Here is a 16,237-nt window from a genome sequence, read left to right as displayed (position 1 = left end):
TTTTGGCGCCTCCTATCCTGAAACTGGACAATATTTTCCTGAGCTTTGGCGGCACGCCGCTGTTGGCCGGTGCGGACATGCAGGTGGAGCCTGGAGACAGGATCTGTCTCGTCGGCCGCAATGGATCGGGCAAATCGACCCTCCTTAAAATTGCCGCAGGGTTCGTCGAGCCCCAATCGGGAGAGGTTTTTCGCCACCCTTCAGCAACCATCCGCTATCTGGAGCAGGCTCCCGATTTTGCTGGCTTCGCCACCGTTCGTGCCTATGCAGAAGCGGGCCTTGGTCCAAGCGATGATCCCTACCGCGTGACGTACCTCCTGTCGCATCTCGGGCTGACAGGCGATGAGGACCCCAAGAACCTTTCCGGAGGGGAAGCAAGACGTGCTGCCCTGACGCGTGTTCTGGCGCCCGAGCCGGATATTCTCCTGCTGGACGAGCCGACGAACCATCTCGATCTGCCGACGATCGAATGGCTGGAAGGCGAGCTGCAAAAAAGCCGCAGCGCGCTTGTGGTCATCTCGCACGACCGGCGCTTTCTTGAGCGGGTTTCGACCGCAACGATCTGGCTGGATCGCGGCTTCTCGCGCCGTCTGGACAGGGGGTTCGGCGCCTTTGAAGCCTGGCGCGATGAAGTTCTGGAAGCAGAAGAGGTCGAACAGCATAAGCTCGGCAAAGCGATCGAGCGGGAAGAACATTGGCTACGTTACGGTGTCACGGCCAGACGCAAACGCAACATGCGACGCCTGGGTGACCTCCAGACCATGCGTTCCCAGTATCGCGGCCATCGCGGTCCTCAAGGAACCGTACTAGCGACCGTCACGGAAGGGCAAGAATCCGGCAAACTGGTCATCGAGGCAGAACGGATCGAGAAATCGTTCGGAGACCGCCAGATCATTGCGCCTTTCTCCATCCGCGTGCATCGCGGCGATCGGATCGGTCTGGTCGGCCCCAACGGCGCAGGTAAGACAACGCTTCTCCAACTGCTCACTGGCAGTCTGCAACCCGATGCCGGCACGATCAAACTCGGCACCAATCTGGAAATCGCGACGCTGGACCAGAAGCGCGAAGATCTGGACACGGATGATACGCTCGCAAATTATCTGACGGATGGACGCGGTGAAACGCTGATCGTCAATGGCGAGCAACGCCATGTCACAGGCTACCTCAAGGATTTCCTGTTTCAGCCGGAGCAGGCGCGCACGCCGATCCGCAACCTTTCCGGCGGAGAGCGCGCGCGAATGATGCTGGCAAGAATGTTGGCGCGTCCCTCCAACCTCCTGATCCTTGACGAGCCGACGAACGATCTCGATATCGAAACGCTCGATCTCCTGCAGGAGATCGTCGCAGGCTATGCGGGCACCGTCATTCTCGTCAGTCACGATCGCGACTTTCTCGATCGCACGGTCACGTCCACCATTGCGCCTGCCGTGCCCGAAGCCCCCGATGGCCGCTGGATAGAATATGCCGGTGGCTACAGTGACATGCTCGCGCAGCGCAAAGGCGCAGCAGCCGAGCGCAAGAAAGCGGAGAAGGCAGAGCCCGCCAAACAGACTGAAACAGCCTCGGCCAGCAACGCGAAGGGCAAAGGCAAGCTGTCGTACAAGCAGAAGTTCGCGCTCGATAATCTCCCGCTGCAGATGGCCGAAAACGAGAAGAAGATTGCGGCACTGGAAGAAAAGATGGCTGATCCCAATCTGTTTTCGCGCGATCCCAACAGCTTCAATCGGATCGCCGGAGATCTTGAAAAATTGCGTACCGATCTGGCGCGAATGGAAGAGGAATGGCTCGAGCTGGAAATGCTCCGCGAGGAACTTGAGGGCTGACGCGTCTTAAGCGCAAAGATCTCGCTTGAGCTGACCCAACACGCCTTCAATCAAAAGCGTATCCTAAGCTGATCGCTTCGCCTGACAGAACGCTAAAAGAAAGATTGTTCTCTTACTGGGCCACACTGCAAGCTCGATTGGTTTCAGGGCCGGCGATCCAACCGGCCCTCCGGGGGCTCTACCGAAGCGATCAAATCGCCGGCGCGGTCTCCCGCGGCGCACTCTGCTTTGCCTGTGTTGCCGGCTGCAATGATTGGAGATGCAGAATGCGAGGCTTGAAAGTCTCCGCGAAAGCCGTCGAGCGGCCCATATAGATCATCGTTGACTCGGGAAGGCCGCCAAGCAGCGACATCATGACGGACTGACGTTCAGGCTCGAGACTATCGAGCGTTTCGTCAAAGACGATCCAGCGTGGCTTGGACAAGAGCAGCCGGGCAAAGGCGATCGCTTTATGCTCATCTGCGTTGAGCATTTTGTCCCATCGGGCAACCACATCAAGCCGTGCTATGAGGTTGTCGAGACCCGACTTACGCAAAGCGTTCTCAATATCGGCCTGCTGATAGGCATTGGCGCTCTGCGGGAAAGCAAGCGCCTCGCGCAAAGACCCTCCGGGAACATAAGCTTGCTCCGCGAGAAATGCCATGTCCTCAGCGGGCGGCAAGGCTAGCCGGCCGCTACCGAAAGGCCAAAGACCTGCCAGCGCGTTAAAGACCAGCTTGCGATTCTCGCTATGATCCGCCTCGATCATGATCTTGTCACCTTGATTGATGGTGACCTTGTTCTCCACCAAATAGGCGCCGCCGCATGTGTCGACAGCTTCGTATATTTTTGAGGATACGCGCAGATGATCGGCTTCGAGCTTGTCGCCCTCGTTCGTATCGTACTGGATGGCGTCCTTCAGCGGCTGATCAGCGTCCATCTCTGTCAAGGCCTTTCGGAAATCCGTGACGCGCATCAGCGTGGCACGCCATTCCGCGATCGGTCCGAAATTCGAGACATACCAGCGCAACGCTGTATTCACCTGAGTAAACGCCCCGACCGACATCATGAGCTGGCCGAATGTGAGATTGCTGGAAAAGTAGGCTGGGGCCGCGACGATGATAGGAATGACAACCACCAGCCAGCCATAGCCGGCCGAAACCCAAGTCAGATTGGTATTGGCAAGCGCCAGAGACTTCATCACCTTCAGGACGGAGCTGATATCGGTATCGATCCGCCGCCTCTCATTGTCTTCGCCGCGAGCCAGCGCAATAGCAGGCATATTCTCATTGGCATGCATCAAGGAAAATCGCAGCTCGGCTTCCTTGGAAAAGCGATCTGCATTGAGCGGGACCAATCTGCGACCCACCACCTTGCTAAGAACGGAAGCCGATGCCGCATAGAAGATGGCAGCCCAAACCATATAGCCGGGGATGGAAAAATGGTGACCGGCGAGATTGAAGATGAAGCCGCTGGAAAGCTCCCAGAGTACACCGGTGAAACTGACGAGCAGGATGGTTGCCTGGATAAGACCAATCAACAGGCTGGTCGTGCTCTCAGCAAGGTTACGAGCGTCCTCATGAAGACGCTGATCCGGATTGACACCGATGAGACCGCTGGCAGCCAAACGAATCGCACGCTTGCGCCTCAGCCATTGATCGACGAGATCGCGCGTTAGGCCCTCGCGCATATAGAGCGCAGTCATCTGGTTGAGCCAGGACTGCAGGACGTTCAATAATAAAAGTCCGCCAGCAATGAACGCAAAGATCTTCAACTGATGAAAGAATGACGGAAGATCGCGTCGCGCTATCGCATCGTAAAAAGGCGCGTTCCAGCGATTGAGAATGACGGTAGCATAGGCCGTGGCGAGAATGACAACAATGAGAACCGTTCCGAGAGTAAGGATCCGGAAACGGACCTCAGACGCCCAGAATGCGGCAAACATGATCTTCAAGCGGTCGAACAAACCGATCTCGGCGATGGGCTTCGGCTGGCGCGTGTCATCCCCGCTGCCTCTGTCTTCATCTCTCATTACGCACTTCCATAGGGTTGGCGACAAGACGACTATCTATCACGAGCCTTCAGTCATAGACAGGTCACGCATCGACGGATGGATGGGCGCCCGATCCGCAAGACAAACATGGATTGATTCGGATGTTGAGTCGCTATATCAACAATATTCCTGTGGTGATTTGGCCGGCCGGCTTGCAGCCACGTTAAAAAAATCGCTAAAGGGCCGCGTGCGGACCGGTGGCGATATTTGTCGTTTCAGATGAGTAACCGCAATGCCCATCAAGATTCCCGATACTTTGCCTGCATTCCAGACCCTCGTTCAAGAGGGCGTTCGCGTCATGAGCGAAACGGCCGCGATCCGTCAGGACATCAGACCCCTGCAGATCGGCCTGCTGAACCTCATGCCGAACAAGATCAAGACGGAGCTGCAGATGGCGCGGCTCGTGGGCGCAACGCCGCTGCAGGTCGAGCTTTCGCTGATCCGAATCAGCAACCACAAGGCCAAGAATACGTCAGAAGAACATCTCCTGGCATTCTATGAGACCTGGGAAGAAGTAAAGCATCGCAAGTTCGACGGCTTCATTATTACCGGCGCGCCAATCGAGACGCTGCCTTATGAAGACGTCAATTATTGGGATGAAATGCAGCAGATCTTCGACTGGACGACGACCAATGTCCACTCGACGATGAATGTCTGTTGGGGGGCGATGGCAGCGATCTACCATTTCCATAAAGTCCCCAAATACGAGCTTTCGGAAAAGGCCTTTGGTGTCTACCGCCACCGCAACTTGAAGCCTTCATCCATCTATCTCAACGGCTTTTCGGATAATTTCGAAGTTCCCGTCTCCCGTTGGACGGAGGTTCGGCGCGCCGATATCGAGAAAGTGCCTGAACTGGAAATCCTCATGGAATCGCCAGAGGTTGGCGTATGTCTGGTGCACGAGATCAAGGGACGGCGCCTTTATATGTTCAACCACGTCGAATATGACTCGACGTCGTTGGCGGACGAGTATTTCCGCGACGTCGACGCGGGCGTGCCGATCAAAATGCCGATCAATTATTTCCCGCATAACGACACTTCGATCCCGCCGCAGAACCGTTGGCGCAGTCATGCCCATCTTCTCTTCGGCAACTGGATCAATGAAATGTACCAGACTACGCCCTACGAGCTGGATGCGATCGGCAAGCAGCACCACGATTGAAGTCGGAATTACCGTCGTAACAGCTTCACGCGTCGGCGATACTGTCGCGCGCCGACCGTTGAAGTTTCGAAAGAAGAAGCGCAGGTTCCGTCTCGAACGGTATGCATGACATAGAGGAGATCAGCATGGAGAAACCAACGCGGGAACATTTCGGAACAACGGCAGCAGGGGAGGCCGTCCATCGCGTTTCGATTTCCGGCGGAGGTCTGACCGCAAAAATTCTCACCTGGGGTGCCGTCATTCAGGATCTGCGGCTGGAGGGCCATGATGCGCCCCTTACTCTGGGCTTCGAGGATTTTGCGAGCTACGAGCGCCACTCGCCCTATTTTGGCGCGACGCCTGGCCGCTGCGCCAATCGTATTGCCGGCGGTCGCTTCGAACTGGATGGCACGACCTATCAACTCGAGCTGAATGAAAATGGCCAAACGCACCTTCACGGCGGCAGCGATGGGATAGCAAAGCGTGTCTGGACGATCGTCGAGCATGAAAAGGACAGCCTGGTTCTGAAGATCGTCGATCCGGCAGGTCGAGCCGGTTACCCCGGAAACTGCACGATCCAAGCCACTTTCCGGCTGCGCAAAGATGGCGATCTCTCCATTACCTATGAAACCACAACCGACGCACCGACCATCGCCAATGTGTGCCAGCATGCCTATTTCAATCTTGACGGACAGGGCGATATCCTCGATCACCAGTTGATGATCGCAGCTGATGCTTATTTGCCGACCAATGACGCGCAGATCCCAACCGGCGAAATTCGCAGCGTGGAAGGCACGCCGTTCGACTTTCGGCAATCAAGACCGATCCGGCAGATGGAGAATGGCGCTCAGCTCCCTTACGACCACAATTTCTGCCTATCGCCGAAAAGGGTCGCCAAGCGCTCTGTCGCAATGGCGCGAGGCGCTCGCTCGGGCGTTTCGATGGAAGTGCGCACGACTGAGCCTGGCGTGCAATTTTATAGCGGCTTCAAGATTGCCGTCCCTGTGACCGGGTTGGACGGGCAGAGCTACCAACCTTATTCAGGCTTTTGCTTGGAAACACAAATCTGGCCGGATGCCATCAATCAGGCGGGCTTTCCGGAGGCTGTGATCCACACTGGTGAAGTTTTGCGTCAGCAGACCGATTATATCTTCTCAAAGACCTAACACCGGCCGGCTGAACAAGACCACTTGCGAAAAGGTTCTAAATAGGTCTTAATGTGGGCCTATGGATAGGACCAGTCTTTTTGCTGAATTAAAGCGGCGCGTGGGCGATCTATCGTCCGGGCCGCTTTATAAACGTCTGTCTGCAGCACTGCTTGGCCTTGTTCAGGAAGGTTTACTCAAACCGGGCACAAGCCTGCCGGCAGAACGCGATCTGGCTGAAGGCCTTGACCTTGCGCGCGTCACCGTTCGTTCGGCTTACCGCGACCTCATTGCAGCAGGAATTTTGGAAAGTCGGCAAGGCAGCGGCACCTCCGTTGTCGCACAAGCCGAGAAGATCGAGCATCCGCTCTGGCGTCTTTCCTCCTTTTCCGCCGAAATGCGCTCACGCGGGCAAACGCCTGTCGCAAAGGTACTTTCACGCGCCATCAATAATCCAACCCCAGAGGAAGCCTTTCTGATGGGCCTGGAACCATCGGAAGAGGTGCTGCGCCTTGATCGTCTTCGCCTCGCAGATGGTCGCCCACTTGCCATCGAGCGCGCTGTTGTTCCTCTCAAATTCCTGGGCGGCCGAGCTGCAGGCGAAGGATCGCTCTACGAGGCACTGGCCGCATTCGGCCACCGGCCTGTCAAAGCCGCACAGCGGCTAACAGCTGTTGTACTCGATCGATCTTCTGCCAGGCTGCTGGAAGTAGAACCTGGCGCACCCGCGCTTCTCATCGAACAGATCTCGCGCCTGGTGGACCAGCGGGTCGTTGAATACACGCGCTCGCATTTTCGCGGTGACGCCTATGACTTCATCACTGAACTCAAACTCGGAGATAATGGATGAGCGACGTCAAATCCCTCATGTTGGAAGAAGCGGGCCAGTCCCCAAGCGTGGTTGCCGGCCTGCTTGAGAAAGAGACGTCTACTTTCGCCTCGATCGCAAAGCTCTTTGCAGATATCAAACCTTCCGTTGTCAGCACGGCTGCGCGCGGCTCATCAGACCATGCCGCCACCTTTTTTAAATATCTGTTCGAGATCAAGTGCGGTATTCCGGTCGCATCGATCGGGCCCTCCATCGCCTCGGTCTATGGGGCGCCTCTTCAGTTGAAGAACGGGGTTCATTTCACCGTGTCCCAATCGGGCGCAAGCCCGGATATCGTTGCCCTTCAGGAAACGGCGAAGAAGGGCGGTGCAACGACCATTGCAGTCGTGAACGTCACCGATAGCCCTCTCGCCAGACAGGCAGACATCGTGCTTGATATCTGTGCCGGCCCTGAGCGCAGCGTCGCTGCAACCAAATCATTTATCGCCTCCGCGGCAGCTCTTGCGGGCGTGACGGCGGCCGTCAGCGGGGATCAAGATCTAGCTAGCGCCCTGCGAAAGCTACCGGACGCTCTAAGCTCGACGTCCGGCCTGGAAACTGCGGCTGCCGAAGACAGACTTCTTCAGGCAAGCTCCCTTTATATTTCCGGCCGCGGACCTGCTTTCGCGATCGCACTCGAAGCTGCCTTGAAGTCTAAAGAAACTGCCGGTCTTCATGCGGAGGCCTTCTCCCTCGCCGAGCTCATGCACGGTCCGATGCGTCTCATCGACCGAGGCTTTCCCATCATCGCCTTTACGCCGGAAGATGCGGCCTATGAAAACAACGCAGCCGCCCTCGCGCATCTCGAAAAGCTTGGAGCATCTGTTATCTCGCTTTCGACAAGGCCTTCAACGGGCCTCGGACTTCAATCCACGACCACAGGCAACACCTTGCTCGATCCGCTCGTCTCGCTCCTCGTCTACTACCGGATCATTGAGTCCGTGACGCGCCGCAAAGGCTTCGATCCGGACAAGCCGGCTAATCTTCTGAAAGTGACGGAGACCGTCTGATGAGCCGTACGATCTTCCTCGGAAGTCGCATTTTTGACGGAGACCATTTTCACGACGGCAAAGCGCTGATCGTCCGCGACGGTCGGATCGAAGCCATCGTTGCTGGCGAAGCACTTCCTGAAGGCAAGATGGTGAAGCTTGAGGGTGGCGTTCTAGCGCCAGGCTTCATCGATGCCCAGGTGAATGGTGGCGGTGGTCGGATGTTGAACGACGCGCCGTCTCCCGAGTCGATGTTCATCATTGCGGATGGCCATAGTCCCTATGGCACGACCAGCCTCCTGCCGACCTTGATTACCGATACGTCGACAGCAACGAAGGAAGCGATCGCGGCCGCCAAAGACGCGGTTAAAACCGACCGCGGCGTGGCGGGCCTTCATCTGGAAGGCCCTCATCTTGCTCCCGCCAGAAAAGGCGCGCATGTCGCAGAGCTAATGCGGCCGGTCGAGGATGCCGATGTGAGGCAACTCGTGGACGCTCGGCAGGCGATTGGCACGTTGATGGTAACGATGGCCGCCGAACAGGTGACGCCAACCCAGATCCGGGCGCTATCGGAGGCCGGCGTCATCGTCAGTATCGGTCATTCGGACGCGAACGCCGAACAAGCCGAGGCGGCCTTTGCCGCCGGAGCGCGCGGCGTGACCCATCTTTTCAACGCCATGAGCCAGATCGGTCATCGCGCGCCGGGGTTGGCCGGCACGGCTCTCGATCATCCTTCAATATGGTGCGGCATCATTGCGGATGGGCATCATGTCGATCGCAAGACGATGAGGATTGCGCTGCGCGCCAAGCAGGGCGAAGGCAAGCTCTTCTTCGTGACCGACGCGATGTCCCTTGTGGGATCGGAACAGGACAGTTTCACGCTGAACGGTCGGACTGTGCGCCGGCAGGAAGGCGACTTCTGCTCCAAACTGGTCCTGGCCGACGGTACCTTGGCCGGCGCGGATATCGATATGACGGCGGCCATTCGTTACGGCCTTACCTATCTGGATTTGTCCCTTGCCGAAGCTTTGAGGATGGCGAGCGCCTATCCCGCGGCATTCCTTCGTCTTGCTGATCGGGGCTTTCTGCGGCCGGGAATGCGCGCCGACCTTGTTCATCTCTCCGATAAATTGGAGGCGAAGGCGACCTGGCGTGCCGGCACTCTTCTCTGAGAGAGCGATCAAAACGTAAAGCGGGCTTGGACGTGCTCGCGCAACAAAAAAGGCGGCCGTAAAGACCGCCTTTTTTCAATAGATGGATCGCAGATCTTATTCTGCTGCGTTCTCTGCAGAGGAAGCTGCTTCGGCTGCGGCCTTTTCAGCGGCGAGAGCCTGTGCTGCTGCGACCTTTTCAGCCTCGATGCGTGCCTTCTCCTCGGCCACGGACTGACGCTCAGCTTCGTTCAGCTTACGAGCGCGTGTGCCGGTGTTTTCAACGATACGAGCAGACTTACCGCGACGGTCGCGCAGGTAGTAAAGCTTCGCACGACGAACCTTACCGCGACGAACGACTTCGACGCTTTCAACGGCAGGCGAGCAGATTGGGAAAACGCGCTCTACGCCTTCGCCGTAAGAAATCTTGCGGACCGTGAAGCTCTCATTCAGGCCACCGCCGGAACGAGCAATGCAAACGCCTTCATAGGCCTGAACGCGGGTACGATTGCCTTCCTTAACGCGAACGTTAACGCGAACCGTATCACCTGGTGAAAATTCTGGAAGCTTGCGCTGTGCTTCAATCTTGGCGACCTGTTCGGCCTCAAGCTGCTGGATGATATTCATCGTCTCTACCTTCTTCTGAAACAGCCAGAGCGCTCAACACAGATCCTTTGGCTTATGCCTCCGGACATTGCCCTTGTGGGCGGGAGCGGATTCACCATTCTTTTTTGCTGACGGACTGGGTTTGACCCATTTCCGCGTGCGCTCTTACACGAATGATCCGACTTTGTCACCCCTCAAGCGCTATTTTTCAACGCGCTTGCGTGCATTTTTCACGCCGAGCAGCTCGGCATAAGGGTCTTCGCTGGAAAGAAGCTCGGGCCGTCTCTGCTGCGTCAGGGCAAGTGCCTGCTCATGCCGCCACTTTTCGATCGCACGGTGATTGCCGGATGTTAGAACCGCTGGAATAGAGCGGCCCTCCCATTCCTGCGGCCGTGTATAATGCGGATGCTCCAGCAAACCTGTCTCGAAGCTTTCGTGCTGGCCAGACAAATCATTGCCCATCACACCAGGCAAAACGCGAACGACCGCGTCCAGCAGAATCAAAGCGGCCGGTTCGCCGCCCGACAAGATATAGTCCCCGATGGAAACTTCTTCGAGCTCCCGTGCCTCGATGACGCGCTGGTCTACCCCTTCAAACCGCCCGCAGACAATGACGGCGCCTTCACCTTCGGCAATCCTTCGGACCTTTTCTTGGGTCAGAGGCGTACCGCGCGGGCTCATCAGAAAGCGGGGGCGATGATCGCCTGAAGCGGCGACGCTGTCGATCGCCTTGGCCAGGATATCAGGCCGCAGGACCATGCCCGCTCCGCCTCCGGCCGGCGTGTCGTCTACGGTGCGATGGCGATCTTCGGCAAAGTCCCTGATCTGCACGGTTTCGATTTGCCAGAGCCCGCGTTCAAGCGCACGCCCGGAAAGGGACGAGCCAAGATGTCCGGGAAACATTTCGGGATAAAGGGTCAGCACCGTGGCTTTGAAAGCCATCGAAAGCCTCTCATTTCTTCTTTTTAGGATGGTTCGATGAAAAGGGTTCAGACCCCTCCTCATCGTCGTCATCATTGATAAGACCGGCGGCAACCGGATCGATCGTGATCCGCCCCGCCTCAAGATCGATAACCAGTACCGAAGCTTCAGAGAAAGGGATCAGCGCAGGCCTCTTGCCCGGCCCCTTCAATTCCAAGAGATCGCCCGCCCCGAAATCAAAGACGGCCGTAACCTTACCGTAACTCACACCTTCGCTGTCGAAGGCTTCCAGCCCCTCAAGATCAGCATAAAAAAATTCGTCTTCCTCGAGCTCTTCATCCGGCAGATTGTCCCTTTCGACGTAAAGCTCGATGCCGTTCAATGCTTCTGCAGCATTACGATCATTGATACCGCGAAACCGCACGACCAGCATGTTCCGCATTTCGCGCAGCTCGAGAATTTCGAAGCTACGGCCATCTTGAGCATAAAGAAGCTCGTAATCGCCCAGCGCCAACGGATCGGCGGTGTATGGTTTCACGCGAACTTCGCCGCGAATGCCCTGAGCCGCACCAATCGTTGCCATCAAGACGGGATTTTCAAGTTTGGTCATAGCGTCCTGTATCCGAACCGGTTGCCGACAATCATAAAGAAAGCGATCTCAGATGAAAACGGATGCGGGCGGCATGTCGCCATACCGCCCGCATCGCAATCTTCTAAAATTCTAAATTACTCTGCAGCGGCAGCGTCAGCAGCCTTCTGAGCGCGCTCAGCGGCACGCTCCTGAGCCTTCTTGCCCGGCTTTGCCTTGTCCGGATTGTTGCGAGCTTCGCGCTGTGCAAGGCCAGCATCGTTGAGGAAACGCAGAACGCGATCGGTCGGCTGAGCGCCGTTGTCGAGCCAATGCTTGATGCGGTCAGCATTCATTTCGATGCGCTTTGCATCTTCCTTCGGCAGCATCGGGTTCCAAGAACCGACCTTTTCCAGGAAGCGGCCATCGCGCGGCGAACGGGCGTCGGCAATAACGATATGGTAGTACGGACGCTTCTTGGAGCCACCGCGGGCGAGACGAATTTTCAGGGACATAGTTATACTCCTTGGTTAGCTTGACCGCTTAAGCGGTCTTTTCCTTTGACGCAGCATGGTCTGCTGCAATCTGCTCATGATGTCGGATCACTTCCTTGATGATGAAGTTTAGGAACTTCTCAGCAAAATCCGGGTCCAGATTGGCGTCGACCGCAAGGCGGCGCAGGCGTGCAATCTGAAATTCTTCGCGCGCCGGATCAGCCGGCGGCAATTTGTATGTCGCCTTCAAGACGCCAACTTCCTTTGTGCAACGGAAGCGTTCGGCGAGAAGGTGAACGAGAGCGGCATCGATGTTATCGATGGACTGGCGATAGGAAGAAAGTTGTGCCTTAATATCAATTTCGTTCATGAAATCATATCCTTACTTCTTCTTCGGCAAACCGGGCAATCCCGGAAAGCCTCCCCCGAGGCCAGGAAGTTTCGCGCCGCCTAATCCAGGCAAGCCGCTGCCAAGGCCAGGAAGACCTGCACCCGGCTTGCCGAGGCCAGCCGCTTCGGCTTGCTTTTGCAGCGCTTCAAGCTGCTTAGGGTCGATGTTGGAAAGATCCGGCATGCCCCCCATGCCGCCCATTCCTCCAAGCCCCATCTTGCCGGCAAGACCGCCCATCATCTGCTTCATCATGCCGCCTTTGCCCTTGCCGCCCATCATTTTCATCATGTCGGCCATCTGGCGGTGCATTTTGAGAAGCTTGTTGATGTCGGATGCGTCCGTGCCGGAGCCTGCAGCGATGCGCTTCTTGCGCGAATGCTTGAGTAGATCTGGATTGGAGCGCTCTTGCCGCGTCATCGACGAAATGATGGCGAGCTGGCGCTTGAAAAGCTTGTCGTCCAGGCCGGCAGCAGAGAGTTTGTCCTTCATGCCCCCCATGCCGGGCATCAGACCCATGATACCGCCCATGCCGCCCATCTTCTGCATTTGGCGAAGCTGATCAGCGAGATCGTTAAGGTCGAATTTGCCTTTGGCCATCTTCTCGGCCATGGCCTTGGCTTTTTCGGCATCGATCGTTTCGGCGGCCCGTTCGACCAGCGAGACAATGTCGCCCATGCCAAGGATGCGGTCTGCGATGCGGCGCGGATGAAATTCATCCAGTTCCGACATTTTTTCGCCCGTACCAATCAGCTTGATCGGTTTACCGGTCACGGCACGCATGGAAAGCGCTGCACCGCCGCGGCCATCACCATCCATACGGGTGAGGACGAGACCGGTGATCCCGACACGCTCATCGAAGTTACGCGCCAGATTAACGGCGTCCTGACCCGTCAGGGAGTCGGCAACCAGAAGAATTTCATGCGGGTTGGCCTTCTTCTTGATGTCGGCCATTTCGACCATCAAGGGCTCGTCGATATGCGTGCGGCCTGCCGTATCGAGAATGACGACATCATGTCCGCCTAGTTTGGCAGCCTGCACGGCGCGCGCCGCAATATCGGTGGGAGATTGGCCGGCGATAATCGGCAGCGTATCGATATTGGTCTGGACGCCGAGCTGGCGAAGCTGCTCTTGCGCAGCCGGACGGCGCGTATCGAGCGACGCCATCAAAACCTTTTTCTTCTCGCGCGTCGTCAGCCGGTTAGCGATCTTTGCCGAAGTCGTCGTTTTACCGGAACCTTGAAGACCGACCATCATCACGACGACAGGCGCCGGAGCATGCAGGTCTATCCCCACACCTTCGCCGCCCAACATGTCTACAAGCTCGTCATGAACGATCTTGACGACCATCTGGCCCGGCTTGATGGACTTGAGGATCTCGGCGCCGACGGCTTTTTCTCGAACTTTGTCGGTGAAGGAGCGCACGACATCCAGAGCCACGTCGGCTTCCAGAAGCGCGCGCCGAACCTCCCGGAGCGCTGCGGAAACATCTGCTTCCGAAAGCGAGCCGCGGCCTGTCAGTCCATTCAAAATGGAACCAAGACGGTCCTGGAGGTTCTCAAACATCACTTCTTCCTTGCTACGTTTTTCGGGAGTGCCGGAAACGTCGTGCTTTTCTTTGACGAAAACAAGACGCAAAGCCAAAAAGCACCCGAGGGCGCATCGCGCTGTCGGGTGTTGACCTCCGGATTCCAAGGGTTCCGGTCGGCGGCTCGGAGTCTAAAGCTCGTCGCAGATTGCGCGGCTTAAACAGGAAAGTTGTGCGAAAGTCAAGCAAAGCAGTGTGCTTTCACGACGGTTCGCTTTTCAGCGCCACAAGTGCAGTGGACCTCGGAAAGACCGCGCCAAGGCAGCTTCCTGGTCAAGAGATAATGAGACACTGGCAATTGACGCCACTTTCGGCCATATACAGCGCGAAGACAAGGAATGCGTGACCGATGGCTACAATGGTCGAATTCGCCAAGATGAACGGGCTTGGCAACAAGATTCTCGTGATCGACATGCGGGGGCGGCCGGATCGGATCACCCCTGACGCTGCGCGCACGCTCGCCGCCGATCCGAAAACATCCTTCGATCAGATCATGGCCATTCATGATCCTAAGCTGGAAGGCACCGACGCCTATATCGATATCTTGAACTGCGACGGCTCGAAGGCACAGGCATGCGGCAACGGTACGCGTTGCGTGGTCCAGGCTTTATCGGCCGAAACCGGCCGCAAGGTCTTCACCTTTCAGACCGTCGCGGGGATTCTCAATGCGGTGGAACACAACGACGCGACGATCTCCGTCGATATGGGCCGCCCCGTCTTCGATTGGAACAAGATCCCACTTGCAGAAGAATTTCACGATACGAGCCGCATTGAACTGCAAATTGGTCCGATCGATGCACCAGCACTTCATTCGCCTTCTGCCATGTCCATGGGAAATCCTCACGCCGTGTTCTGGGTTGATAAGGATGTGATGTCCTACGACTTGGAGCGCTTCGGTCCGCTCCTGGAAAACCACCCGATCTTTCCCGAGCGCGCCAATATCACCTTGGCGCAGATCAATTCGAAGCACCAGATGACGACACGAACCTGGGAACGGGGCGCTGGCCTGACACTCGCCTGCGGTTCGGCCGCCTGCGCCGCAGCCGTTTCCGCCGCAAGGACGGGACGCACCGGTCGCAAGGTCGAGGTAACGGTTGCCAGCAGCCCCAACAGGGGAATGCTGACGATCGAGTGGCGCGAGAATGATGACCGGGTCGTCATGACCGGACCTGCGGAATGGGAATGGTCCGGCCACGTTGATCCCGTCACAGGCGAGTGGCAGGCAGATACAGCCGAGGGAGCGATTGCCCTGTGAGCGGCGTCGAGGTCATCACATTCGGCTGCCGGCTCAATACTTATGAATCGGAAGTCATGAAGGGCGAGGCCGAGAAAGCCGGACTTAACAACGCGGTTCTGGTCAATACCTGTGCCGTTACCGGCGAAGCGGTGCGACAGGCGCGTCAGGCGATCCGGCGGGTTCGCCGTGAAAACCCGCACGCGCGGATCATCGTGACGGGCTGCGCCGCACAAACGGAGGCAGACGTTTTTGCTGCCATGCCGGAAGTCGATGCGGTTCTTGGCAATGAGGAAAAGCTGAAGGCGACCTCTTACCGGGCTCTGCCGGATTTCGGTGTCTCTGCAGAAGAAAAGTTGCGCGTCAACGATATCATGAGCGTTCGTGCGACTGCCCCGCAAATGATCCGCCACATCGATGGCCATGTGCGAGCCTTCATTCAAGTTCAAAACGGCTGCGATCATCGCTGTACCTTCTGCATCATCCCTTACGGCCGTGGCAATTCCAGGTCGGTGCCGATGGGCGCGGTCGTGGATCAGGCTCGGCAATTGGCCGAGGCCGGTTACTGCGAAATCGTCCTGACGGGGGTCGATGCAACCAGTTACGGAGCCGACCTTCCCGGCCAGCCTTCGCTTGGTCAGCTTGCAAAAACGCTTCTGAAGCAGATTCCCGATATCAAGAGATTGCGCCTGTCTTCCATCGACGGCATTGAAGCTGACCATCATCTGTTCGATTTAATTGCCGACGAGGCTCGTTTCATGCCTCACCTGCATCTTTCGCTGCAGCATGGCGATGACATGATCCTGAAAAGGATGAAGCGCCGCCACAGCCGCGCCGACGCACTCGATTTTGTCGAAAAAGCCCGAGCCTTGCGCCCGCAGATGAGTTTTGGTGCGGATATGATCGCGGGCTTCCCGACGGAAACCGAAGAGATGTTCGCCAACGCGGTTCGCCTCGCACAAGAGGCCGAGATCGCACACCTGCATGTTTTCCCCTATAGTCCGCGACCGGGCACGCCGGCAGCACGCATGCCGCAGCTCGACCGCTCGGCAATCAAAGAACGTGCTGGCCGTTTGCGTTCCGCTGGACAACAGCTATATCAGTCGCATCTCGACAAGATGGTCGGCACCGAGCAAGTCGTTCTCGTCGAGAACAATGGCTTGGCGCATACCGAAAATTTCACACTTGCCGCAGCGCCGGGGCTCAAGCCTCGCAGCTTGCTGACCGTGCGCATCACGGGCCATGACGGCATGCATCTCGCCATGCAACCGGTGGCCAAGGCCGCCTGA

At 57.3% G+C, this 16,237-nt stretch carries 15 protein-coding genes and 1 riboswitch; of the genes, 8 read left to right on the top strand and 7 right to left on the bottom strand.

Annotation, left to right across the window (positions count from 1 at the left end; translation table 11 throughout):
* Window positions 1-2 precede the first annotated feature (2 nt).
* Window positions 3-1,823, top strand: coding sequence for an ABC-F family ATP-binding cassette domain-containing protein (locus VQ830_RS09325; RefSeq protein WP_337267824.1), 1,821 nt, complete (start codon window positions 3-5; stop codon window positions 1,821-1,823).
* Window positions 1,824-2,013: 190 nt separating this feature from the next.
* On the opposite strand, the gene VQ830_RS09320 is transcribed toward VQ830_RS09325, so the two are convergent.
* Window positions 2,014-3,834, bottom strand: coding sequence for an ABC transporter ATP-binding protein/permease (locus VQ830_RS09320; protein ID WP_337267823.1), 1,821 nt, complete (start codon window positions 3,832-3,834; stop codon window positions 2,014-2,016).
* Between the two features lie 142 nt (window positions 3,835-3,976).
* Window positions 3,977-4,054: riboswitch (SAM riboswitch) on the top strand.
* 33 nt (window positions 4,055-4,087) lie between these two features.
* On the opposite strand from VQ830_RS09320, the gene metA reads away from it, so the two are divergent.
* The 5 genes from metA (at window position 4,088) to nagA (ending at window position 9,170) form a co-directional block, all read left to right on the top strand.
* Window positions 4,088-5,017: a homoserine O-acetyltransferase MetA gene (gene metA, locus VQ830_RS09315; RefSeq protein ID WP_337267822.1), complete on the top strand. Its 930-nt coding sequence runs from the start codon at window positions 4,088-4,090 to the stop codon at window positions 5,015-5,017.
* Between the two features lie 125 nt (window positions 5,018-5,142).
* A complete protein-coding gene (locus VQ830_RS09310; RefSeq protein ID WP_337267821.1) occupies window positions 5,143-6,162 on the top strand; it encodes an aldose epimerase family protein in 1,020 nt (339 codons plus the stop codon).
* A 61-nt stretch (window positions 6,163-6,223) separates the two neighbouring features.
* A complete protein-coding gene (locus tag VQ830_RS09305; protein WP_337267820.1) occupies window positions 6,224-6,991 on the top strand; it encodes a GntR family transcriptional regulator in 768 nt (255 codons plus the stop codon).
* Window positions 6,988-8,019, top strand: a complete 1,032-nt coding sequence (locus VQ830_RS09300; protein ID WP_337267819.1) for an SIS domain-containing protein — start codon at window positions 6,988-6,990, stop codon at window positions 8,017-8,019. Before VQ830_RS09305 ends, VQ830_RS09300 begins: the two co-directional genes overlap by 4 nt.
* Window positions 8,019-9,170: an N-acetylglucosamine-6-phosphate deacetylase gene (gene nagA, locus VQ830_RS09295; RefSeq protein WP_337267818.1), complete on the top strand. Its 1,152-nt coding sequence runs from the start codon at window positions 8,019-8,021 to the stop codon at window positions 9,168-9,170. Before VQ830_RS09300 ends, nagA begins: the two co-directional genes overlap by 1 nt.
* 96 nt (window positions 9,171-9,266) lie before the next feature.
* On the opposite strand, the gene rplS is transcribed toward nagA, so the two are convergent.
* From rplS to ffh, 6 genes are all read right to left on the bottom strand, one after another.
* On the bottom strand, window positions 9,267-9,776 hold the full coding sequence (rplS, locus tag VQ830_RS09290) for a 50S ribosomal protein L19 (protein ID WP_337267817.1): 510 nt from the start codon (window positions 9,774-9,776) through the stop codon (window positions 9,267-9,269).
* Window positions 9,777-9,956: 180 nt separating this feature from the next.
* On the bottom strand, window positions 9,957-10,697 hold the full coding sequence (gene trmD / locus VQ830_RS09285; protein ID WP_337267816.1) for a tRNA (guanosine(37)-N1)-methyltransferase TrmD: 741 nt from the start codon (window positions 10,695-10,697) through the stop codon (window positions 9,957-9,959).
* A gap of 10 nt (window positions 10,698-10,707) precedes the next feature.
* Complete coding sequence (gene rimM, locus VQ830_RS09280) at window positions 10,708-11,286, bottom strand: ribosome maturation factor RimM (RefSeq protein ID WP_337267815.1); 579 nt, start codon at window positions 11,284-11,286, stop codon at window positions 10,708-10,710.
* Window positions 11,287-11,402: 116 nt separating this feature from the next.
* On the bottom strand, window positions 11,403-11,759 hold the full coding sequence (gene rpsP, locus VQ830_RS09275; RefSeq protein ID WP_337267814.1) for a 30S ribosomal protein S16: 357 nt from the start codon (window positions 11,757-11,759) through the stop codon (window positions 11,403-11,405).
* A gap of 28 nt (window positions 11,760-11,787) precedes the next feature.
* Window positions 11,788-12,108, bottom strand: a complete 321-nt coding sequence (locus tag VQ830_RS09270) for a chorismate mutase (RefSeq protein ID WP_337267813.1) — start codon at window positions 12,106-12,108, stop codon at window positions 11,788-11,790.
* Between the two features lie 12 nt (window positions 12,109-12,120).
* A complete protein-coding gene (gene ffh, locus VQ830_RS09265; protein WP_337267812.1) occupies window positions 12,121-13,692 on the bottom strand; it encodes a signal recognition particle protein in 1,572 nt (523 codons plus the stop codon).
* Between the two features lie 371 nt (window positions 13,693-14,063).
* On the opposite strand from ffh, the gene dapF reads away from it, so the two are divergent.
* Entirely contained in the window at window positions 14,064-14,969 is a 906-nt protein-coding gene (gene dapF, locus VQ830_RS09260) for a diaminopimelate epimerase (protein WP_337267811.1), read from the top strand.
* Complete coding sequence (gene mtaB, locus VQ830_RS09255; protein ID WP_337267810.1) at window positions 14,966-16,237, top strand: tRNA (N(6)-L-threonylcarbamoyladenosine(37)-C(2))-methylthiotransferase MtaB; 1,272 nt, start codon at window positions 14,966-14,968, stop codon at window positions 16,235-16,237. The genes dapF and mtaB overlap by 4 nt, the downstream gene beginning before the upstream one ends.

Origin of the sequence: Oryzifoliimicrobium ureilyticum, from assembly GCF_037199735.1 — a bacterium.
In the GTDB taxonomy this organism is placed as follows: Bacteria; Pseudomonadota; Alphaproteobacteria; order Rhizobiales; family Rhizobiaceae; genus Rhizobium; species Rhizobium ureilyticus.
The sequence above is the reverse complement of the archived record's forward strand: the minus strand, read 5'-3'. Positions and strand labels throughout refer to the sequence as shown.